Raw genomic sequence first — 21,992 nt, forward strand, 5'->3', positions numbered from 1 at the left:
ATGTTGAGTCAAGAAGCAAGTGCAGTGGTGGCGTCATTTGGTCAGCAACCAGGTGTCACACGTGAGCATCTGGATAACTTCAACCGGGTGCTGAACGATTCGCCCGAGTTGACCCGCCAGATCAACGAGGCGGTGCAAAAAAAGGTGCTGAAAGGCTTCGCGCCGTTAAACGATCCGCATGCGGGAGGCACCTATGATCCACGCGATCAGAAAATTCATCTGCCGCTTGCAGCGCTGGTGAATGATGCCAACGGCAAGCATGCAGCAGCAGGCGATTTGACCTTCGTCATGGGACATGAAATTCAGCATAGCCTTTACAGCCCCACTGCTGCGCTTGCGCGGGAACAGTTCAAAACAGAGGCAATAAAAATTGCCCGTAGCACGCACGATTACACTGCTGCTGGCGAGAAGGTGCTGGCCAGTAACCGTGCGGACGAAGCAACGGCCCAAATAGCCGGATGGAACGCTATCGTGAGCGCGGTCAAGAGTCGTAATCCTAATCCTACGCTTGAAGATGTGTACCTGTTTGCAGATGGTCGGGCCAGAGATTTCGTCACGCGAAGCGGTTATCCAAGCGTCTATACGCCCAAGGCAAACCTGACATTCAATAGCGACCTGACGTTGTCGCCCACGGCGAGTAATGTCGAGGCAATGGGAGTGAATTACTTCGACAAATCGGTCAAGGACACCCGTATCGGTCATGCGGGCCAGTCTGACTACGTCAACCATTACGGTCCGTGGGTGGTCGGCACAGCTGCCATCTACGAGCGCCACTACAACAAGCCCAAGCCAGGAGACCCGGAACAGCCGATGATCCTGGACATGCAGCGCTTGGGATTGAAAGAAGAAATACTGGAGCGCAACGGTATCGACCTGGGCAGCAACACCCGCCCCATGCCTTGCCTCGACAGCAGCACGCAGCCGCCGACGCCCGGCCTGTTCCAGCACAGCAAGAATACGCACCTGCACGTCTCGCCCATCACTGCACGCGAATTGGAACAGGAGCTCCGGGAGCGCGATCCCCAGCTGCCAAGCTTGTCAGCTCAGCTTCTTCCGTCAGACCCCGGCCACGCGGATCACTCGCTTTACCAACAGATCAGGGATGGGGTGCAAAAGCTCGATGTCCAGCATGGCAGGGAGTGGGATGCATCGAGCCAGCGCATGACGGCCAGCTTGCTTGCGCTGGCAAAAGAGGAAGGGTTGTCGCGGGTGGATCATGTCGTGCTCAACAACCCAACGGCTCAGCTAACTAGCGGCGAGAAGGTCTTCGTCGTCCAGGGTGCCCTCAACGACCCGGCACACCAGCGCGCGCACATGCCGACGGTGGAAGCGGTGCAGACACCAGAGACTCAGTCGTTCGATCGCCTGCAGGCAATCAACCAGACTCAGGCCCAGGCGCGCGAACAGCAGCAAGCGCTGGAGCAGTCCCAGCAAGCCGTCAGCCAGGCTGGTCCGTCGATGACGCGCTGAGTGTTTCGCAACGAGATAACGAGGTCCAATTAACGGTTCCAGGTTCAATTCCACGGCAGCCTGGCCGTCGCCAAACCATCGCGCCTATGCCTGCGCGCGTAGCGGCATAGATCGGCAGCGATGCTGGTAGTGACACGACAACGGCCGCAGTACGCGGCCGTTGTCGTTAGATCAGGCAGCCAGCATCGTCTTGACGATTCCCGGTTCCGATTCCCGATTCTCCCAATCACGAATCCCGAATCCCGATTCCCGAATCCCCAACCTCAATGATCGCTGGAGCGCAGCCCATCCACATCCAGGATCAGCGCCATGCGGCCGTCGCCGATCAGGGTGGCGCCGGCATAGCCGGGCAGGCCGCGCAGGGCGCGGGGCAGGGGCTTGATCACCACTTCCTCGCGGCCGCGCACCTGGTCCACCACCAGGCCGAAGCGGGTTTCGCCGGCCTGCAGCAGCACCACGGTCAGTAGCGGCGGTTGTTCGGCGGGCACGCCCAGCCAGCGGCGCAGGTCGATCAGCGGCAGGGTGTGCGAGCGGCGGTCCAGCACGGCGCGGCCGTCGAACCAGCCCAGCGAGGTCTGCGGTGCGTGCAGCACCTCGACCACGCGGGCCAGCGGCAAGGCGTAGACGGCTTCGCCGGCCTGCACCAGCAGCGTGGGCAGGATGGCCAGGGTCAGCGGCACGCGGATCATGAAGCGGCTGCCGCGGCCCAGTTCGGACTGGATCTGGATCTGCCCGCTGAGTTCGCGGATGCGCGATTGCACCACGTCCATGCCCACGCCGCGGCCGGAGATGTCGGTGACTTCGGCCTTGGTCGAAAAGCCCGGCATGAAGATCAAATGCAGGCACTCGTCGGTGCTCAGGCGGGCAGCGGCTTCGGCATCGATCAGGCCCTTGTTGCGGGCGATCTCGCGCAGACGTTCCGGGTCGATGCCGGCGCCGTCATCCTGGATCTCGATACTGACGTAGTCGCCTTCCTGCTGCGCGGACAGGCGCACATGGCCGCTGCGCGGCTTGCCGGTGGCTTCGCGCAGGGCCGGTGATTCGATGCCGTGGTCGATCGCGTTGCGCACCAGGTGCACCAGCGGGTCGGCCAGCGCTTCGACCAGATTGCGATCGAGCTCGGTTTCGGCACCGATCAGCTCCAGCTCCACTTCCTTGGACAAGGTGCGCGCGACATCGCGGGCCACCTTGGGAAAGCGCGAGAACACCTTGCTGACCGGTTGCATGCGGGTGCGCATGACCGCGGTCTGCAGGCGTGCGGTGGCGATGTCCAGGGTGCTGACCGCGCGGTCGAGTTCTTCGTCGCGCAGGCGGGTGCGCAGGGTCTTGAGGCGATTGCGCGACAGCACCAGTTCGCCGATCAGGTTGACGATGGCATCCAGGCGCTTGGTGTCCACGCGCACGGTCTGCTCAGCGTCGGCTCCCTTGGCCGCCGCCTTGGGCGCGGCCTTGGCGCCGGGCGCAGCGGCGCCATGTGCGTCGTCGGGTGCGGGCGCTGCGGCGGCGGCCTTGGGCGCGGCCTTGACTGCCGGCGGGCCGCTCTTGGCATCGAACTGCGCAATCAGCGAGGCCGGTGCATGCGGCACGGCTTCGCCCGAGCCCATTGCATCCAGCATGGCCTGCAGGTAATCCAGCGACTGCTGCGCGGCATCGAAGTGATGCGCCTGCAACACCGCCTGGCCGGAGCGCGCCATGCCCAGGGTTTCCTCGGCGGCGTGGCAGAGCTCGACCATGGGCTTGATCGCCAAAAAGCCGGCGCCGCCCTTGAGCGTGTGGAAGCCGCGGAACACCGCGTTCAGCTGGTCGGCTTCGTCAGGTGCCTGTTCCAGCGACACCAGCTGTTCGCCGAGGCGATCCAGGATTTCCTGGGCCTCGACGATGAAATCGGCAGCAATATCGTCTGGAACAGCACTCATGGTTACAGCCCCAATCCGGACAGCAGGTCATCGGCGTCGTCCTGCGACACCGCGTGACGGTCCAGGCCCTTGACTGCAGGACCGGCAAGACCGCCGTCGTCTTTCTTCGGCTCTGGATTCTTCGGCGGCAGGCCGAGCGCACCGAAACCCTCGTGCACGCGCCGGACGATGCCGGCTACGCGACGGATGATCTGCCCGCTCAGGTCCTGGTAGCTCTGCGCCAGTGACAGCTCGGTCAGGTTGTGGCGCATCTTGTCCATCAGCGCGCCCTGGTCCTGATTGAGCCCACCGTCGCGTAGCTGGTTGGCCAGCTCGCGGCATTCCTCGACCAGATCCAGCGTGCGATGGCTGGCCTTCTCGGTCATCTCCACCACGTGGTCCAGGCGCGAACACGCATCGTCCAGCTCGCCGGCTTCCTCGGGCACGGTGGGCAGCTCGCCCAGCGCCTGGCCGAGTTCGCGCGCAAGCCGGCTCAGGCCCTGCATCATCGGGCGCGTGCGCAGGGCGGCGAGGTGGTCGACCTCGCGCTTCCACGCAGCTTCGTCACCGCTTTCCAGTGCATCGAGCGCGCCCTGCAGGCGGTCGATCAACGCAGCGCGTTCGGCATTGGTGTCCACTGTGGCGTTCATCAGGCGGTCGCCGCCAGACGTTCGAACACCTTGCCCAGCTTCTCTTCCAGCGTCTGCGCGGTGAACGGCTTGATGATGTAGCCGTTCACACCGCACTGGGCCGCTTCGATGATCTGCTCGCGCTTGGCTTCGGCGGTCACCATCATCACCGGCAGGTGCTTGAGCTTGGCGTCGGCGCGGATGTTGCGCAGCAGGTCGATGCCGGTCATGCCGGGCATGTTCCAGTCGGTGACCACGAAATCGAACGGGCCGGCCCGCAACGCTGCCAATGCGCTGTTGCCGTCTTCGGCCTCTGCGGTATTGGTGAAGCCCAGATCGCCCAACAGATTCTTGACGATGCGCCGCATCGTCGAGAAGTCGTCCACGATCAAAATCCGCATGTTCTTGTTCACATCAAGCTCCTAACACTAAAAAATACGCGAAAAAATCATTCGTCGATTTCGACACCGGCATCGGCCAGTTCGAAGACCTTGAGGCGGCCGCGCAGACGCACCACCGCCTGGCCATGGATCTGGCACACGCGCGATTCGCTGACACCGAGCACGGCGCCGATTTCTTTCAGGTTCAATTCCTGTTCGTAATACAGCGACAGCACCAGCTGCTCGCGCTCGGGCAACTGGCCGATGGCCTTGCCCAGCTCGCGGCCGAACTCGCCGCGCTCCATCATCTGCTGCGGATTGGGGCCACCCTTGGCGGTGGTGTCCAGCTCGCCGTGATCCTCGATCCGCGACTCCAGGCTCAGCACCTGGCCGCGGGCGGCATCTTCCATCAGACGCAGGTAGTCCGGCAGCGGCATCTCCATCGCGGCGGCCACTTCGGTGGCGGCGGCGGCGCGGCCGGTGTGCTGCTCGATCTTGCGCACGGCCGCGGCGGCATCGCGTGCACGGCGGTGCACCGAGCGCGGCACCCAGTCGCCACGGCGGATCTCGTCGATCATCGAGCCGCGGATGCGGATCGAGGCATAGGTCTCGAACGAGGCGCCCTGCTCGGAATCGTAGCTGCGCGAGGCTTCGATCAGGCCGATCATGCCGGCCTGGATCAGGTCGTCCACTTCCACGCTCGCCGGCAGGCGCGCGGCCAGATGGTGGGCGATGCGGCGCACCAGGTCGGCGTGCTGGGTGACGATGTCGTTGGCGTTGTTGCGCTGCACGGCACGGTACTGCGCGGTGGCCGTGGTTGCGGTAGCGGTGCTCATGCGGCCACTCCCCGTTGGATGATGCGTTCGACGAAGAATTCGACGTTGCCGCGGGACACGGTGGGGGCCTGCCAGCGCGAGGTACGGCGAGCGATTTCTGCAATGGCCTGCGCCGACGGACTGGCGGGGTAGGCCTTGATGACCGGTTGCTGGCGCTGTACCGACAGGCGCAACCAGTCGTCCTGCGGCACGTGGCCGAGGTAGTTCAGCGACACGTCGCCGAGGAATTTTTCGCAGACCCGCGACAGCTTGTCGTACAGCAGGCGGCCTTCGTTGGGGTCGCGCACCATGTTGGCGATGATCTGCAGGCGGTCCACGCCGCGTTCGCGCGAGAGCACCTTGATCAGCGCGTAGGCGTCGGTGATCGAGGCCGGCTCGTCGCAGACCACCACCACGGTGTCCTGGGCGGCCTGGCAGAAGGTCAGCACGCTGTCGGTGATGCCGGCGGCGGTGTCGATGACCATCACGTCCAGGTCGCGTTCCAGTTCGGAGAACACGTTGACCAGGCCGATGTGCTGGGCCGGGGCCAGTTCGGCCATGTGGCGGCGACCGGAGGCGGCCGGGACCACCAGCACGCCGCCGGGGCCTTCGATGATCACCTCGTCCAGCGTGCAGCGGCCGGCGATCAGGTCGGCCAGGGTGTACTTGGGCGACAGGCCCAGCACCACGTCCAGGTTGGCCAGGCCCAGGTCGGCGTCCAGCAGCAGGGTGCGCTTGCCCATGTCGGCCAGCGCCACGGCCAGGTTGGCGGAGATGTTGGTTTTGCCCACGCCGCCCTTGCCACCGGTCACGGCAATGGTGCGCACCGGGCCCAAAGGCTCGGGACGGGTCGCCGCCAGGGGGAAGGCGTTGGTCAGCTTGGCGTATTCACGCGACTGCATGGTTGTGCTCCGGAGTACAGGGCTTATCGGCAGCGCGCCGCAAATCTTCAAGGCGAAGAACGAGACTGGCGGCATTGGCGCGGTGCAGGTCGTCGGGGACCCGCTGTCCGTCAGTCACCCAGGTGATGGGCATTTGGTGATCGACGACGACCGACAGCGCACTACCGAAGCGGCCGGTCTCGTCAAGTTTGGTCAGTACCACGCCCTGGGGCTTGGCGTGGGCGAAGCGGCGCACGACCTCGTCGAGGTCGGAAAAGTGCGCGTTGGCAGGTAGCACCAGCAGCGAGGTGACCTGGTGCGCGGCGCGCAGCCAGTTCAGCTGCGCGGCCAGGGCGCGGTCGCGCTGGCCCATGCCGGCGGTGTCGATCAGCACCAGCTTGTAGTCGCGCAGGCGCTCGAGCAGTTCCAGCAGGCTCTCGGCGCTGTCGGCCTCGTGCACGGCGATGCCGAGCTGACGGCCGTAGCTGTGCAGCTGCTCGCGGCCGCCGACGCGCTGGGTGTCGGTGGTGACCAGGGCCACGTCGCGCGGGGCGTGCTGGGCGGCGAAGCGCTGCGCCAGCTTGGCGATGGTGGTGGTCTTGCCGGCACCGGTCGGGCCGACCAGGGCGATCACGCCGCCGCGTTCCAGCGGGTCGACCGGGGCCACCGGCAGGCGCTTGGACAGCAGGCCCAGCATCAGCCCGCGGCCGCGGTGCAATTCGGTATCGGCCGGGATCTGCAGCGCCACATCGCGGATCAGGCCGGCGTCGAAGCCATAGTCGTCCATCAGCTCCAGGGCCTGCGCACGCACCGGTGAGCCGCGCAGGCGCTCGTCGGTGAGGCGGTTCATTTCGCGCTCGATCATCTGCCGCATCAGCGCCAGCTCGCCGCGCAACTGCTTGAGTTCTTCGTCGTTCTGCGGCGCCGGGACGGCGGCGGCCGGCACCGCGGCCAGCGCCGGCGGGGCGGCCACCAGCGGCGGCAACGCGGCCGGCGGCAGGATCTGCGGCAGCGCGTCCAGGTCGAAGTCGGCGTCGTCGGCCAGCGCGTCTTCGTCCTGGTCGTAGCCGGCCTGCACAGGGGCCGCGGCGGCGGCCATGATCGGGGTCGGCGCCTGCACCGGGGCGGCCTGCACGGCGGCGCGCTGCACCGGGGCGGTGGTCAGGAAGTCGGCGAACAGTTGTTCCGGCACCGCCGACAACGCGTGTTCCTGGCGCGGTGCGGCGGACACCGCAACGGCGCGGGCCAGGGCCTGGGCGGCGGGCGAGGGGACGGCGGCGGTACGGACCGGTGCGGCGACCGGGGCCTGACGCGGCACGTTCACCGGCTGGCGCAGCGCCATCGCGGCGATCATGTCTTCGGCGGCGCTGGCAACGCGCTGGCGCTGGCTCGTACCGGCATCGGCGGCCGGCGTGAGCGGTGCGTGGACCGGCGCGGTGGCGGCTTGCGGGGCCGGGGCCTGCTGGGCAGGTGCCGACGGGATCGGCGCGGCGGCAACCGCCGGCGTCTCGGAGCGCGCGGTTTCCAGGGCGCGCTGCACGAGTTCTTCGTCGTAGTTGCTGGCAGCGACGATCTCGATGCCTTCGGCGGTACGGCGATTGGACAGGATCACGGCGTCCGGGCCGTGTTCTTCACGCACCATGCGGAATGCGGTGCGCATGTCCGGGGCAACGAAGCGTTTGATTTTCATGCCAAGTGCCTCCAGGAACGGGACCCGCCGGACGCCGGACGGGTGCGCGATGAATGTGGGTGCGTTGCCAGCGTCATGAGGTGCCTGTCCCGTTCGGTTGTTCCAAGTGCTGCTCTCGCCCCGCAGCGGTGACGCTGGCTGCGGTCTCGCCAGAGCTAATGCACGCGGCGTGCCAAAACGCGGCGCCAGGGTTCCGGCGCGGGACCCTGGCCGGTCGGGGCGGGGCGGCGGCTGTGCGCCTGGTCCGGGTTGGGAGGTTCAAGTCAATGGATTGATTGACTTTTTTCCAGGCCGGCACGGCGTTGGCATTGCCCGTGCGGGCGGATGCGCTGGCGGTGCGGGCGCCGGACTGCAGTACCCGGAACGCCTCGAAACGGCCGGCGGCGTGCAATCGATTGGATGGCCGGACCGGTGGCGGCTTTCCGACGCCGGGTGTGGCGGTCGGTCTGAACGCGTTGCCGGTCGGCGTGGTGGAGGCACAACGGCCTGACGATTTCGTAGGAGCGCACCCGGGCGCGACGGGGCTGTCCTGGCAACGCCGGTCGCGCCCAGGTGCGCTCCTACAGGGGTGTTCTGGTTTGCGGCGTGCCGTCGGATACCCGCCGCGTCGTAGGAGCGCACCTGGGCGCGACGGGGCTGTCCCGGTAAGGCCCGTCGCGCCCAGGTGCGCTCCTACAGGGGCGTTCTGGTTTGCGGCGTGCCGTCGGATACCCGGCACGTCGTAGGAGCGCACCCGGGCGCGATGGGGCTGTCCTGGGAAAGCCCGTCGCGCCCGGGTGCGCTCCTACGCCTCAGCTGATCGTGCCGACCAGCTTCAGGCGCTTGTCTTCGGGCACTTCGCTGTAGGCCAGCACCGACAGGCTTGGCACGCTGTGGCGGACCAGGCGGGCCAGCGCGGCGCGGACCTGGCCGGGCACCAGCACCACCGCCGGTTCGTTGCGGGCTTCCTGCTTGCCGACGCAGTCGGCCAGGCTCTGGTGCAGGCGCTCGGCCAGGCCGGGTTCCAGCGCCACGCCGTTGCCGTGGGTGGATTCCTGCAGCACGCGCTCCAGCTGCGGGGCCAGCGTGTAGACCGGCAGCTCGGCCGACATGCCGGCGATCTCCTGCACGATGAAGCGGCCCAGCGAGGTGCGCACCGCGGCGGTGAGCGTGGTCGGGTCCTGGCTGTGCGGGGCGTGCTCGACCAGCGCTTCGACGATCTTGCGCAGCTGGCGCACCGGGATGCGCTCGATCAGCAGGTTCTGCAGCACGCGCACCACCACCGACAGCGGCAGCGCCTTCGGCGTGAGGTCCTCGACCATCTTCGGCGCGGTCTTGGCCAGGGTCGCCAGCAACTGCTGCACTTCCTCGTGGCCGAGCAGTTCCGGGGCGTGTTCGCGGATCAGGTGCGACAGATGGGTGGCGACCACGGTGGCCGGGTCGACCACGGTGTAGCCCATCGATTCGGCATAGGCGCGTTGATGCGGCTGGATCCAGGTGGCATCCAGGCCGAACGCCGGGTCCTTGCCGGGAATGCCGTCGAGCTGGCCGAGCGCACCGCCCGGGTCCAGCGCCAGTTCGCGGTCGGGATAGATTTCCGCGGTGGCCACCGGCACGCCGTGCACCAGCAGCCGATACGCGTTGGCCGACAGCTCCAGGTTGTCGCGGATATGCACCGGCGGCACCAGGAAGCCGATGTCCTGGGTGAGCTTGCGGCGCACGCCCTTGATGCGCGCCATCAGTTCGCCGCCCTGGTTCTTGTCCACCAGCGGAATCAGCCGGTAGCCCACTTCCAGGCCCAGCGGGTCGATCGGGCGCAGCTCGTCCCAGCTCAGCTCGGAGCTGGCCTGGGCGGCGGTGGCCGCCGCGGCGGCCTTGGGGTCGGTGGCCGGGTCGCCGGTCGGCGGGATCACCAGGCTGCGCTTGTACATTTTCCAGGCGATCACGCCCAGGATCAGGCCCAGCGTCAAAAACGCGACGTTGGGCATGCCGGGCACCAAGCCGACCAGGCCCAGGATGGCTGCGGCCACCGCGAGGGCGCGGTGCTGGCCGAACACCTGGCTGATCATGGCGCCGCGCATGTCCTGCGCGCGCGAGGCGCGGGTCACCAGCAGGGCCACCGAGGACGACACCAGCAGGGCCGGCAGCTGTGCCACCAGGCCGTCGCCGATCGACAGCAGGGTGTAGGTGGAGGCGGCATCCACAAAGCTCATGCCGTGCTGGAACATGCCCACCGCCATGCCGCCGACCAGGTTGATGAACAGGATCAGGATGGCGGCGATGGCGTCGCCGCGGATGAACTTGTTGGCACCGTCCATCGCACCGTAGAAGTCGGCTTCCTCGCGGACTTCCTCGCGGCGGGCCTTGGCTTCCTCGCGCGTCAGCAAACCGGCGTTGAGGTCGGCGTCGATGGCCATCTGCTTGCCGGGCATGGCGTCCAGGATGAAGCGGGCGGTCACTTCCGACACGCGCCCGGCACCCTTGGTGATGACCACGAAGTTGATGATGGTCAGGATCGCGAACACCACGATGCCCACGGCGTAGTTGCCGCCGATGACGAACTGGCCGAACGCCTCGATCACCTTGCCGGCCGCGGCATGGCCGTCCTGGCCGTTGATCAGGATCACGCGGCTGGAGGCCACATTCAGCGCCAGCCGCAGCATCGTGGTCATCAACAACACGATCGGGAAAATGGTGAATTCCAGCGGGCGCTGCACGTACACCACCGCCAGCAGCACCATCAGCGAGATGGCGATGTTGAAGGTGAACAGGGCATCCAGCACCGGTGCGGCCAGCGGCACCATCAGCATGGCCAGCATGGCCATCAGGGCCAGTGGCGCGCCCAGGCCGTTGCGCAGCAACTCCATGATGCGCCGGGCGTTCATCGGGGCGGGTTGGGCGCTCATGCGCTGGCTCCCTTGCCGAACTCATCCACGTCCAGCGACGGCAATTCCGGCATCGGGCCGCCGTTCCAGCCACGCAGCTGGTAGACGTAGGACAGCACCTGGGCCACGACCGAATAGAGTCTCACGGGAATTTCCTTGCCAATTTGCGCTTCTCTATACAAGGCGCGTGCCAAAGGCGGGGCGGTGACGATCGCCACCCGGTGCTGTTCGCAGGCTTCGCGGATGCGGAAGGCCATTTCGTCCACGCCCTTGGCCACCACGATCGGGGCGCGCATCTTGCCGCCTTCGTACTTGAGCGCCACCGCATAGTGGGTCGGATTCATCAGCACCACGTCGGCCTTGGGCACCGCTTCCATCATCTGGCGCTGCGACATCTGCATCTGCATCTGGCGGATGCGGCCCTTGACCTCCGGGCTGCCCTCGCTTTCCTTCATCTCGCGCTTGATCTCTTCGCGGGTCATCTTGAGCTTCCGCAGCCAGTTCCACTTCTGGTACGGCGCGTCGATGGCGGCCAGCAGAACCAGCGCGCCTGCGGTGTAGAACAGCAGGCTCTTGGTGAAGTCCAGGCCGTTGCCCACGGCCTGTTCCAGCGGCTGGTTCACCAGCGAGCGCAGGCCGTGCAGGCCCTTGGAGATGCACAGGCTGGCGGCCAGGCCGACGAACAGCAGCCGCAGCACCGACTTGACCAGCTCGGCCAGGCTGTTGCTGCCCCACATGCGCTTGATCCCGTTGGCCGGGTTGAGCTTGGTGAGGTCGGGCATGATCGCCTTGCCGGAAAACCGCAGCCCGCTCATCAGCAACGGGCCGGCCAGGCCGGCGGCCAGGCAGATGCCGATCAGCGGCAGCATCACCCACAGCAGTTGCAGCAGCAGGTCGCCGAAATGGCCGAAAAGCGCCATCGGGTTTTCACGCATCTTCGGGTCCGGGCTGAGCGCGGTCTTCATCCACACGCTGGCGCCATCGCCGATGCCGCGGGCCAGGGCCATCAGCGCGAACACGCCGGCGCCGAACACCGCAGCGGTGGACAACTCGCGCGATTGCGGGATGTTGCCCTGCTCGCGGGCTTCGCGCAGGCGTTTTTCGGTGGGAAGCTCTGTGCGTTCGCCGCCGTCTTCGGACTCGGACATGGAGATGCCGGTGGGGGATCAGCCTGGTCTCATGCAAGCTGCGTTCCACTTGGGGCCGGGAATCGGGAATCGGGAATCGGGAATCGGGATTGGGGAATCGGAGAGCGGTGATCGCGTGGAGCCGGATTGTGGCGGCTGCGTTGTGAGCGGGCAGGGCGCACCAGGGCCCGGGAAGTGCTCCACCACGTCTGGACTGATGGCGGCTCGCTGGCGCGCCGGAGTTGCTCGCCAGCGGGCGCCGGGGGCGGTCGTTTGACGCGGCTTGTGCCTCAGCTGGTCCGTCGGCGTATGCCGTCGCGTTGGGCGACCACCACCGCGATGAAGTGCTCGGCGTCCATTGGCCGGCCCAGCAGATAGCCCTGCAGCTGGTCGCAGCCCAGCCGTTCCAGGGTGTTGCGCTGGGCGGCGGTCTCCACGCCCTCGGCCACCACCTGCAGGCGCATGGTGTGCGCCAGCGCCACCACCGCGGCGACGATGGCGATGTCTTCCGGGCCGTTGTCCAGGGCCTGCACGAAGCTGCGGTCGATCTTGAGTTCGTGCGCGGGCAGCTTGCGCAGGTACATCAGGTTGGAATAGCCGGTGCCGAAGTCGTCGATGGCGATGCGCACGCCCAGCGTGTTGAGCTGGCCGAGCGTGCGCAGGCAGGCTTCGGCATCGCGCATGGCCATGCTCTCGGTGATTTCCAGGGTGAGCTGGGCCGGTGGGATCGCGTAGTCGGCCAGGGTGGTGGCCACCTCGTCCAGCAGGCTGGGCGAGGCCAGTTGCGTGGCCGACAGGTTGACCGCCACACGCCAGTGCCCATGTCCGGCCTCGCGCCAGTCACGCATCTGCCGGCAGGCCTGCTGCAGGACCCAGCTGCCGAGCGGGCCGATCATGCCGCTGCGCTCGGCCAGCGGGATGAAGCTGTCCGGCGGCACCAGGCCGCGCTCGGGGTGCTGCCAGCGGATCAGCGCCTCGGCACCGATCGGGCGGCCGTCGTCGGCGCAGTACTTGGGCTGGTAATGCAGCACGAATTGGCCCAGTTCCAGCGCACGCGGCAGATCCTGCAGCAGCTGCAGGCGTTCGCGGGTGGTACCGGTCATCGAGCGCTCGAAAAAGCTGTAACGGTTGCGCCCGGCCTGCTTGGCGTGACGCATCGCCGCATCGGCATGGGTCATCAACTGGTGCTCGCTGCCGGCATCCTCCGGATACAGCGCAATGCCGACGCTGCTGCTGAGGCGCAATTCCTGGTTGGCGACCAGGAACGGCACCGCCAGTGCCTGCAGCAGATGCGCGGCGATCGCGGCGGCATCCTCGGGGTCGGCGATGGCCGATACCAGCACGAACTCGTCGGCACCCAGCCGCGCCAGGCTGCCATGGGCGCGCCGGTGCGCACGCATGCGCTCGGCCACCGCCACCAGCAACTGGTCGCCGAACGGGTGGCCGTAGCCATCGTTGATCGCCTTGAATCCATCCAGGTTGATCAGCATCACCGCAAAGCGTTGCCCGTCGCGTTGGGCGCGGTCGATGCCCTGCAGCACGTGCTCGTGCAGCAGCACGCGGTTGGGCAGGCGGGTGAGCGGGTCGTACAGGGCCGCCTGCACCAGCTCGGCATTGGCCTGTGCCAACGACGCGGAGAGCACGTCGGTGCGCTGCTGGAACCGCCGCGACAGTACCGAGATCACCAACGCCAGCGCCAGCAGCGCCAGCGTGACCAGCACCACCACGGCCGCCAGCCAGGGCAGCGGCAGGTGCGCACCGGCCGCCGCACCGCAGAGGCTGCCGGGCGCGAACCGCGCGGCCGCCATGCCGGTGTAATGCATGCCCACGATCGCCACGCCCATGATCATCGCCGCGATCAGCCGCAGGCTGTAGCGGCGGCCGCCGTGGCGCAGCCGGAAGGCGATCCACAACGCCGCCGCCGAGGCGCCGATGGCGATGAGGATGGACAGCCCGAACAGCAGCGGGTCGTAGCTGATGGCCGGGGACATGCGCAGCGCGCCCATGCCGATGTAGTGCATCAACGCAATGCCCAGCCCCATCAGCACCGCACCCAGGCCCAGCCGCGGCCACGGCAGGTTCGCACGCGAGGTCAACCACAGCGCCAGGGCCGCGGCCAGAATCGCCGCCAGCATCGACCAGGTGGTCAGCGCCAGGTCGTAGCCCAGCGGAATCGGCAGGCGAAACGCCAGCATGCCGACGAAGTGCATCGACCAGATGCCGATGCCCATCGCCACCGCGCCGCCCATCAGCCAGGCCACGGCATCGCTGCCACGACTGGCCGTCACACGTGCGGCCAGATGCAGCGCGGTATAGGAGGCCAGCACGGCCACCACCAGCGACAGCATCACCATGCCAGGGTTGTAGGTTCCGACCACCCATCCACTTCCAGCGCCGAAGGACGCGCTTGCTCAAGCACGTAGCGACCCCGGGCGCCAGTTCTTGAGCGCCTGCGGGCAGCCAGCGGCGATCCAACGCGCATGCGCTGATCGGCCTGGCGCAGGCGGCAGGCGATGCGGTGATGTGGCGCGTCAGCGGTGCCGTTTCAGCGCGCAGGGTGACGGCATCGATGATGCTGCCGCGCTTGTGAGCGGCAGGCGTGTCGCAGCCACTGCGCGCGCGGGGCCATGTGTCGGATGCAAGCTCCGTGCGTCGCTGTCGAGCCGGGCGATGCCCGAGCGGCGGCGCGCATGCTCATGCCACCGACGATTCGGGCTCTTCCGGTTCGATGCGATTGCGGCCATGCCGCTTGGCGCGGTACAGCGCTTCGTCGGCACGCGCCAGCACCGTGGCGGCGTTGTCGCCGCTCCGGAACCAGGCCACGCCCACCGAACAGGTCACCTGCAGCGGCCGGGTGGTGCCGACCTCGTACGGTGCCAGGCTGAGCTTTTCGTGGATGGCGCGCAGCCGGTGCTGGCTGTGCCGCGACATGCCCGGCAGCAACAACAGCAGTTCCTCGCCGCCATAACGGCCCACCTTGTCCGAGTCACGCAGGCAGCCGCTCAGGCGCGCACCCACCTTGGCCAGCACCGCATCACCGACCAAGTGCCCGTGCTGGTCGTTGACCAGCTTGAAATGGTCCAGATCGATCAGCACCACCGCCAGCGGATGGCCGCCGTGCGCGCAGGCCTGCAGTTCTTCGGCCATGGCGTCGAGCACGCCGGAGCGGTTGAGCAGGCCGGTCAGGGCATCGTGGCTGGCCTTCAGGGCCAGCGCTGCGCGCGCGCTTTCCAGGTCGCGTTTTTCGTGTTCCAGCTGGTAGGTGCGCTCGGCCACCAGTTCGGCGAGCATGCGCTCGCGTGCAACCAGATGGCGATGCCGCCAGCGCCACAGGCCGGCCAGCAATGCGCTGCCGATCAGCACATACAACGCGATCGCCGGCGGACTGCGCCACCACAGCGGCGCCACCGCAAACGCCAGCTCGGCGATCGGCGAGGCCGTGCGGCGGTAGCGGTCCAGGACCTGCACCTGCAGGCGGAAATGCCCGGAGGGCAGCGGCGGTTGGTCGATCGACAGGTCCTCGCTCTGGATCCATGCGTCGTGCAGGCCGCGCAGGCGGTAACGCACCGTCAGGCGGCTCGGGTCGTCGTACACCTCCATCGTGGACAGCTCGATATGCAGCGGCTTGTCGCTCCAGCCCAGCAACTGGCCTTGCTGCACCGGTACGCCGCCGCGGCTGACGCTGTCGATGCGCACGCTGGGCTGGCGCGCATCGAACAGCTGCGCCGGATCCAGCAGATGACTCACGCCGCGCGAGGTGCCGATCCAGACCGATCCATCCGGATCCTCGGCGAAGGCCGCTTCGGAGATGTCGTCCCACAGCAGGCCCTGCGACTGCGACAGATGCGCCCAACGCTCCCCGTCGTAGACCTCCACCCCGCGCGCGTGGCCCACCCAGACCCGGCCGATGCTGTCGCCACGCATCAGGTAGACGCCGACCTCGCGCAGCGCTTCGTCGCTGATCGCCTGCAGGTCCAGCCGGTCGCCCAGCAGCATGCCGTGCCAGAGACCGGGCCGATAGAACGCCAGCCACACCTCGCCGCCATCGCTGATGTGGAACTTGCTGATCCACGGGTCGGACGTGCCGCCATTGACCAGCACCTCGACCCTGGACCAGCGCGCGCCCTGCAGGCGGAACAGGCCGTTGGCGGTGGACACCCACAGCGTGCCGTTGGCGGTCTGCTGGATGTCGGTATAGGCGATCGTGGGCATGTCGGCGACCGCTTCCATCGTGCCGCCTTCCAGCGGGCGCCGGATCACGAACAGCCCGCCCGCGCTGAGCATCCACATCCGCCCCTGCCGGTCGATCAGCAGGCGGCGCGCGGTACGCGGAAGCTTGGCGACCTGGGTACTGTGGCCATCGGGCCAGGTGCGGCGCAGGAAACCGGCCGAATTAAGAGTCCACAGGCTGCCGTCGGCACTGCGTTGCATGCCAATGATCTGGATCCCGGAGGCCGGCAAGGCCGGAACGAACCGCCCCCCGGGATCGGCCTGGCGGCCGGCACCGTGTTCGTTGCCGACCAGCAGCGCCCCCTGCGCGTCGCGGGCGATCGACCAGGTGGGGGCGGCCGGCATGCCTTGTGAGGCGTCCCAGTTCTCGATCCATTCGTAGCCGGCCCAGCGCACCAGGCCTTCGCCATCGACGGTCATCCAGACATCGCCATCGCGGTCCACCAGGATCGCATCGCTACTGCCGGGCGGCAGCCCGTTGCCGGCACCGAAGCTGCGCCAGCGGCCGTTTTCCCAGCGCGCCAGACCATCGTTGCGGCGGACCAGCACGCGCCCTTCGCGGTCCAGCACCAACGGCGCCTGTCGCCCGATGGTGCTGCCATCGAGCAATGGCAGCGGCCGCACACTGAATCTGCTTGCGCCCGGCGCGCGATACAGCAGGTTGCCGGTGCCACGCACCCACAGTGCGCCGTCATGGTCGCGCAACACGCTGTACCAGCGATCTTCCGGCACGCCCTGGTCCGGCCCGTAGACCTGCACCTTGCGCTGCGCATCGATGGCGCACAGCCGCCTGGCGCAGCCGGCCCACAAGGTGTCGCCTTCCACCGACAGGCTTAGCACCTTGGCCAGTTCGGGCACGCGTACCCGGGTGGCGGTGTCCAGCAACGGTTCGCTATGCCAGCGGCCATTGCCGCGTGCGCTCAACCGCTCCAGCGTGCCGCCATTGGCCAGCACCGTGCCCCAGGAGGGACTGGCCAGCAGCATGTCTTCCTGCAGATGTTCGGCCTCATCGGGGGCCAGCTTGCGAAAGCCGTGCTCGTCGCCGACAAACAGCGCCTGGAAGCCGGCCACCCACAGCCGCCCGTCGGCGGCTTCGCTCATCGAGGCAATCGGTTCGTTGCGCAGGCCATCCAGCTCGACCTGCTGGAAGCTGCGCCCGTTGTAGCGATACAGGCCGCTTTCGGTGCACACCCACAACAGCGTGGTGCGGGTCTGCAGCAGGCAGGTGCCGGCAAGCCCGAGCAGGCCCTGGTCGTGGGCATAGCGACGAATGCTCGCGCTCTGCGCGGCAGCCAGATCGGCCAGCAACAGCAATCCCAGCAGCAGCACCGCCAGCAACGGTGCACACCGGTGTGACGACCTGCATTGGCGGTACTCAGACCCCACGGGCGTTGCACTCTCCCACGCGTCGGCCTGCGTGCTCCGCGCCCTTCGCGCGGGTGTCTCACGCTTGCCATGGGCGGCCCCCATCGTAGGCCGCAGTAAACCGACTAGCGGCTGTTCACGTGTGTTTCTTTAATGCGTGAGCAGGCATGGTGGCGTGATTGCGCAGCGGGCACCGCCATACCAGTGGCCTGTTGTTCCCGAGCCGCGCACTGTCGCTGCAGGCGCGATCACGCAGATTGCTTGATGCCGGTTGCGCAACGGCTGCGTGCTGCCCGCGTCCAGGCCTCCATTCGGCAGCAGACATGGCGTTGTCGGCGATGCGTCGGTAAGGCGCGCTGCGTGCCCCGGCCGGTTTGCAGATCCCGGCATTCGCACTGCTTTTCAGCCGGCGAGGCAATGCAGGTTCAGCCGTTGGCCGCCGCGTGGTAGGTCACCTGGTCGTAATCGATGCGGTTGCGTCCACTGCGCTTGGCGCGATAGAGCGCGGCGTCGGCCCGGGCCAGCAGTTGTTCCAGGGTTTCGCCCGGCTGGAACCAGGCCACGCCCACCGAACAGGTCACCGGCAAGCCGCCGCCATCGATGGGGTAGTCGCCGCAGATGCCGCGATGCAGCGCCTGCAGGCGATGGCTGGCCTCGGCACTGAGCCCCGGCAGCAGCGCCAGCAATTCCTCGCCGCCGTAGCGGCCGATGCGGTCGTCGCCGCGCACCAGCGTATCCAGGCGCCGGCCGACCTCGGCCAGCACCGCATCCCCGGCCAGATGGCCATGCAGGTCGTTGACCAGCTTGAAGTGGTCCAGGTCGATCAGCGCCACCGCCAGCGGCTGCGCGCTGGTATCGGCATGGGCCAGCATGCCGCGCAGCGCGTGCAGGATGCCGGCGCGGTTGAGCAGCCCGGTCAATTCGTCGTGGGTGGCCTTGAGTGCGAGTTCGGCGCGCGCCGCTTCCAGCTCGCGCTTGTCTTGCTCCAGCTCGGCGGTGCGCTCGGCCACCAACTGCTCCAGCTCGCGTTTGCGTCGCAGCAGCTTGCGCGTGCGCCAGCGCAGCAACGCAATCACCGCCGCAATGCCCAGCAGCACGTAGCCGGCCATTGCCGGTGCGCCGCGCCACCACGGTGGGCGCAGCACGAAAGGCAGCCGCGCCACCGGGCTGGCGCTGCGCTGGTAGGCGTCCAGCGCCTGTACTTCCAGCGTGTAGGTGCCGGGTGGCAACAGGGGATAGGTGAGGTGGCTCAGCGAGGTCGTGGTCCAGCGCGCCTGGTGGCCCTCCACCCGGTAGCGGAAGCCGATGCGGTCCGGGCCGCCTTCGGCGCCGGGTGCGCTGATGTCCACATCCAGCGGCACCTGCGACCAATCGACCTGTGTCCCCGCAGTGATCGCCTGGTTGCCACGCCGCACGCGCAGGATGTCCGCGCGCAATGGCGGTGCGGCGAACACGCGCAACGGATCGATCAGATGGGTGGCGCCGCGACTGCTGCCGAGCCAGATGCTGCCATCCACGTCCTCGAAGAATGCATTGGCCGACATGTCGTCCCACAACAGGCCCTCGGTGCGCGTGGCCCGCGACCAGTGGCCGTTTTCCAGCATGTCCAGGCCCTGGCTGCTGCCCAGCCACAGCCGGCCCTTGCGGTCGTGGCGCAGGATGAACGGCATCACCCGCGCCACCAGCGGGTCGTCGACCGCGCGCAGCGCCAGCACGCCATCGGCCTGCAGGCGGCCATGCCACAGCCCGGTATCGCGCAGCGAGATCCACAGCTCGCCATCGGGGGCAAAATCGATCAGGAAGAAATCCTGGCTGGGCAGCGCGCCACGCACCTGCACGCGTTGCCAGGTGCCGTCCGCCCGCCGGTTGTACAGCCCCTCGCGGGTACTGGCCCAGAGCCGGCCCCGGGGATCGAGATCGACATCGCCTATGAACGCGGCCGGCACGCCCGCATCGCGGGTGGCCTGATACGGCGCGCCCGGCGGCATGTGATACAGGCCGCGCGGCGTGGTGATCCACAAGGTGCCGGTGGCGTCGAACAGCAGCTTGTTGATCGGCAGGCCCAGCTGCAGCACGTCGACGGTCCTGCCGCTGTGCGGATCGCGCCGCGCCAGTGCGCCGGATGAGCGCGCCACCCAGGCCGCGCCGTCTGCCGGCGAGAGCGCCATGGAGATCGACTGCAGCAGCGGCTGCCCGTCGTCCAGCGTCCAGGGTTGCATGCGCCCGCTGCGCGGATCCAGCACGTTGGAGCCGGCGTCGCCGCCGACCAGCAGTTCCCCGCTGGGCAGGCGCTGGATCATCCAGGTCGGCGCTTCCGCCAGCCCCTGGTGCTCGTCCCAGTGCTCGATGTTGCCGTAGCCCAGCCAGCGCTGTACGCCCAGGCCGCGGGTGCCGATCCACAGCTGGCCGGTGCTTTGCATCATCAGCGGGCCGACCATCGGGCTGATCGGCAGCCCCTGGTCATGGCCGAAATAGCGCCAGTGATCGCCTTCCCAGCGCACCAGGCCGCGATCGGACCGCGTCAGCAGGCGGCCCTGTGCATCTTCGGACAGGGTGGTGGCCGCCGAGAGCGTGTCGAAGCTGGTGCCTGCCGGTGCCGCATGACTGCGGAATACGCGCTCGCCCGGCGCACGCGCCAGCACCAGGCCACCGCCACGCAGCCACACGGTGCCCTGGTGGTCGCGGAAGATCGCCCGCCACTGCCGCTCCGGCACACCGTCGGCTTGCCCGAGCAGCTCGCTGCGCCCGTTCGCGTCGATCCGGCAGACGTGCTGTCCGCAGCTGGTCCATAGCGCCGTGCCATCGGCCAGCAGTGCCTTGCCGGCGGGCAGGGAGGTGCCATCGGCCAGCTGCAACGGCAGTGGACGCACCGACCAGCCGCCCGCGTGCTCCGGCGACAGGCGCAGCAAGGCGTTCTCGCTGACCACCACCATGCCGTCGGCGTAGGCGGCCAGCACGTTGCCGCTGTCGGCGCGGATCGGTTTGCCGTCATGCAGGAGTTGCACGAATGCGCCGCCGTCGCGGACGAACACGCCGTTGGCACTGGCCACCCAGAGCCGTCCTGCCGCATCCAGCGCCAATGCGCGGATGTAGCGTGCATCCAGGCCGCTTTCCTGGCCCACCGGTATGAAGCTCTCGCGCTCGAAGCGGTGCAGGGCCAGCTCGGTGCCCACCCAGACCACGCCCTGGCGGTCTTCGAGCAGGCTGTTGACGGTCATGCCCTGCAGGCCATCGGCCTGGGCGTAGTCGCGGAAGCTGTAGGTCTGTGCCTGGGCGTGCCCGCACACCACGATCCCCAGCATCCAGACGCAGGCCCGGGCCCACCAGTGGCCGCCTCGTGACGCAATCGGAGCGAACAGCGCAGACACGTTGGGCATCGGTTCCCGCGGGCGTTGGCGTGGGTGAGTGATGGCGACTGGCGGTGTCAATCGTCCTGTGGCGTTGACGGCTGGCCAGGGCGAAACTTGAGGCAGTTCACAGTTACGGATGTGCCCGCTAGGCGGTCAATTCCCTGGCGGCGTCGAAGGCGGTATCGAACATGCGCTGCACGGGCGGGGCGAATTCGCTGGCGAAGCTGGACAGCAGGAACAGCCCCAGCAACACCGTCAACGGCAGGCCCAGCTGCATCGGATTCAACGCCGGCGCGGCCTTGGCCAGTGCCCCGAAGGCCAGGTTGACCGCCAGCATCGCCACCATCATCGGCAATGCCAGGGTGAGCCCGCCGCGCAGGATCTGCAGGAACAGGGTGGGCGCCACTTCCGCAAATGCGGCGGCGTCGGGGATGGCGGTGCCGATCGGCAGGGCCTTGTAGCTGTCCACCAGCAGCGCGATCACCGCAAGATGGCCGTTGGCCGCGAAGAACAGCAAGCCGAATCCCAGGTAGAACCACTGCGCGATCACCCCGGAGGTCACCCCGCGCAGCGGGTCGGACATCTGCGCGAACGACAGGCCGGTGGACTGCGACACCAGCTCGCCGGCCATCGCGCCGGCCTCGAAGATCAGCTTGAGCATGAAGCCCATGCTGGCGCCCACCGCCAGCTCACGGGCGACGCTGAGCACCGCCTGCGCGGTGAATCCGTCCCAGTCCGGCACCGGCGGCAGCAGCGGCGCCAGCACCATCGACAAGGTGCCGGCCAGCATCACCCGCACCCGTCCCGGTACCGCGCGCGTGCCGATCAACGGCATCGCGGTCAGCAACGCACCGGTGCGCAGCATCGTCCACATGATCGCCCCGACCATTGCGAACGCGCGCTGGCCGTCGATCACCATCTGGGTGGCAGCATCCATCCGCGCCGGTCCGCTAGCCGATCAGATGCGGAATGCGCTGGAACAGCGCAATGGTGAACTCCACCAGATGCCCCAGCAGCATGCTGCCGGTGGCGAACAAGGTGGCCGTCAGCGCGACCGCCTTGGCCACGAAGGCGATGGTCGGCTCGTTCAACTGGGTGGCGGCCTGCACCACACCGATCACGACACCAACGACCAGCACCGCCAGCAACATCGGTCCGGCAATCCACAGGACGGTGACCAGGCCACCACGCAATTCGGTCAGGGCGATTTCAGGGCTCATGGGTGTGGTGATGCAAGTGGGGTGCCAAAGGGAATGGGATTGGGGAATCGGGAATCGGAAATCGGGAGGCGGGAAT

14 protein-coding genes are annotated in these 21,992 nt (G+C 67.8%); 1 reads left to right on the plus strand and 13 read right to left on the minus strand.

Translation table 11 applies throughout. From position 1 onward, the window contains the following. Complete coding sequence (locus EO170_RS04510) at positions 1 to 1,470, plus strand: XVIPCD domain-containing protein (protein WP_206513977.1); 1,470 nt, start codon at positions 1 to 3, stop codon at positions 1,468 to 1,470. A 263-nt stretch (positions 1,471 to 1,733) separates the two neighbouring features. On the opposite strand, the gene EO170_RS04520 is transcribed toward EO170_RS04510, so the two are convergent. From EO170_RS04520 to EO170_RS04580, 13 genes are all read right to left on the minus strand, one after another. Continuing rightward, the gene (locus EO170_RS04520; protein ID WP_104585130.1) at positions 1,734 to 3,386 is read right to left on the minus strand and encodes a chemotaxis protein CheA; all 1,653 of its coding nucleotides are present in this window, start codon (positions 3,384 to 3,386) and stop codon (positions 1,734 to 1,736) included. Between the two features lie 2 nt (positions 3,387 to 3,388). Beyond that, the gene (locus EO170_RS04525) at positions 3,389 to 4,015 is read right to left on the minus strand and encodes a protein phosphatase CheZ (RefSeq protein WP_104585132.1); all 627 of its coding nucleotides are present in this window, start codon (positions 4,013 to 4,015) and stop codon (positions 3,389 to 3,391) included. Then, positions 4,015 to 4,407, minus strand: a complete 393-nt coding sequence (cheY, locus tag EO170_RS04530; RefSeq protein WP_002813536.1) for a chemotaxis response regulator CheY — start codon at positions 4,405 to 4,407, stop codon at positions 4,015 to 4,017. The genes EO170_RS04525 and cheY overlap by 1 nt, the downstream gene beginning before the upstream one ends. Before the next feature lie 35 nt (positions 4,408 to 4,442). Further along, entirely contained in the window at positions 4,443 to 5,210 is a 768-nt protein-coding gene (locus EO170_RS04535) for an RNA polymerase sigma factor FliA (RefSeq protein WP_047125417.1), read from the minus strand. After that, entirely contained in the window at positions 5,207 to 6,091 is an 885-nt protein-coding gene (locus tag EO170_RS04540; protein ID WP_126942777.1) for a MinD/ParA family protein, read from the minus strand. Before EO170_RS04540 ends, EO170_RS04535 begins: the two co-directional genes overlap by 4 nt. Beyond that, positions 6,078 to 7,760, minus strand: coding sequence for a flagellar biosynthesis protein FlhF (gene flhF / locus EO170_RS04545; protein ID WP_126942780.1), 1,683 nt, complete (start codon positions 7,758 to 7,760; stop codon positions 6,078 to 6,080). Before flhF ends, EO170_RS04540 begins: the two co-directional genes overlap by 14 nt. A 791-nt stretch (positions 7,761 to 8,551) precedes the next feature. Further along, a complete protein-coding gene (gene flhA, locus EO170_RS04550) occupies positions 8,552 to 10,624 on the minus strand; it encodes a flagellar biosynthesis protein FlhA (RefSeq protein ID WP_024937671.1) in 2,073 nt (690 codons plus the stop codon). A gap of 17 nt (positions 10,625 to 10,641) precedes the next feature. Continuing rightward, positions 10,642 to 11,772 (minus strand): flagellar biosynthesis protein FlhB, encoded by a 1,131-nt coding sequence (gene flhB, locus EO170_RS04555; RefSeq protein ID WP_104585136.1) that lies wholly within the window; start codon positions 11,770 to 11,772, stop codon positions 10,642 to 10,644. 269 nt (positions 11,773 to 12,041) lie between these two features. Next, a complete protein-coding gene (locus tag EO170_RS04560) occupies positions 12,042 to 14,129 on the minus strand; it encodes an EAL domain-containing protein (RefSeq protein WP_126942783.1) in 2,088 nt (695 codons plus the stop codon). A 316-nt stretch (positions 14,130 to 14,445) separates the two neighbouring features. Beyond that, positions 14,446 to 17,367, minus strand: coding sequence for a ligand-binding sensor domain-containing diguanylate cyclase (locus tag EO170_RS04565; RefSeq protein ID WP_164740904.1), 2,922 nt, complete (start codon positions 17,365 to 17,367; stop codon positions 14,446 to 14,448). A gap of 404 nt (positions 17,368 to 17,771) precedes the next feature. Then, positions 17,772 to 20,723, minus strand: coding sequence for a diguanylate cyclase (locus tag EO170_RS04570; protein WP_164740905.1), 2,952 nt, complete (start codon positions 20,721 to 20,723; stop codon positions 17,772 to 17,774). Between the two features lie 118 nt (positions 20,724 to 20,841). Further along, positions 20,842 to 21,633, minus strand: a complete 792-nt coding sequence (fliR, locus tag EO170_RS04575) for a flagellar biosynthetic protein FliR (RefSeq protein ID WP_053051291.1) — start codon at positions 21,631 to 21,633, stop codon at positions 20,842 to 20,844. 13 nt (positions 21,634 to 21,646) lie between these two features. After that, on the minus strand, positions 21,647 to 21,916 hold the full coding sequence (locus EO170_RS04580) for a flagellar biosynthetic protein FliQ (protein WP_005917968.1): 270 nt from the start codon (positions 21,914 to 21,916) through the stop codon (positions 21,647 to 21,649). Positions 21,917 to 21,992 lie beyond the last annotated feature (76 nt).

This window comes from Xanthomonas sp. BRIP62409, assembly GCF_003992965.1.
Lineage (GTDB): Bacteria > Pseudomonadota > Gammaproteobacteria > Xanthomonadales > Xanthomonadaceae > Xanthomonas > Xanthomonas euroxanthea.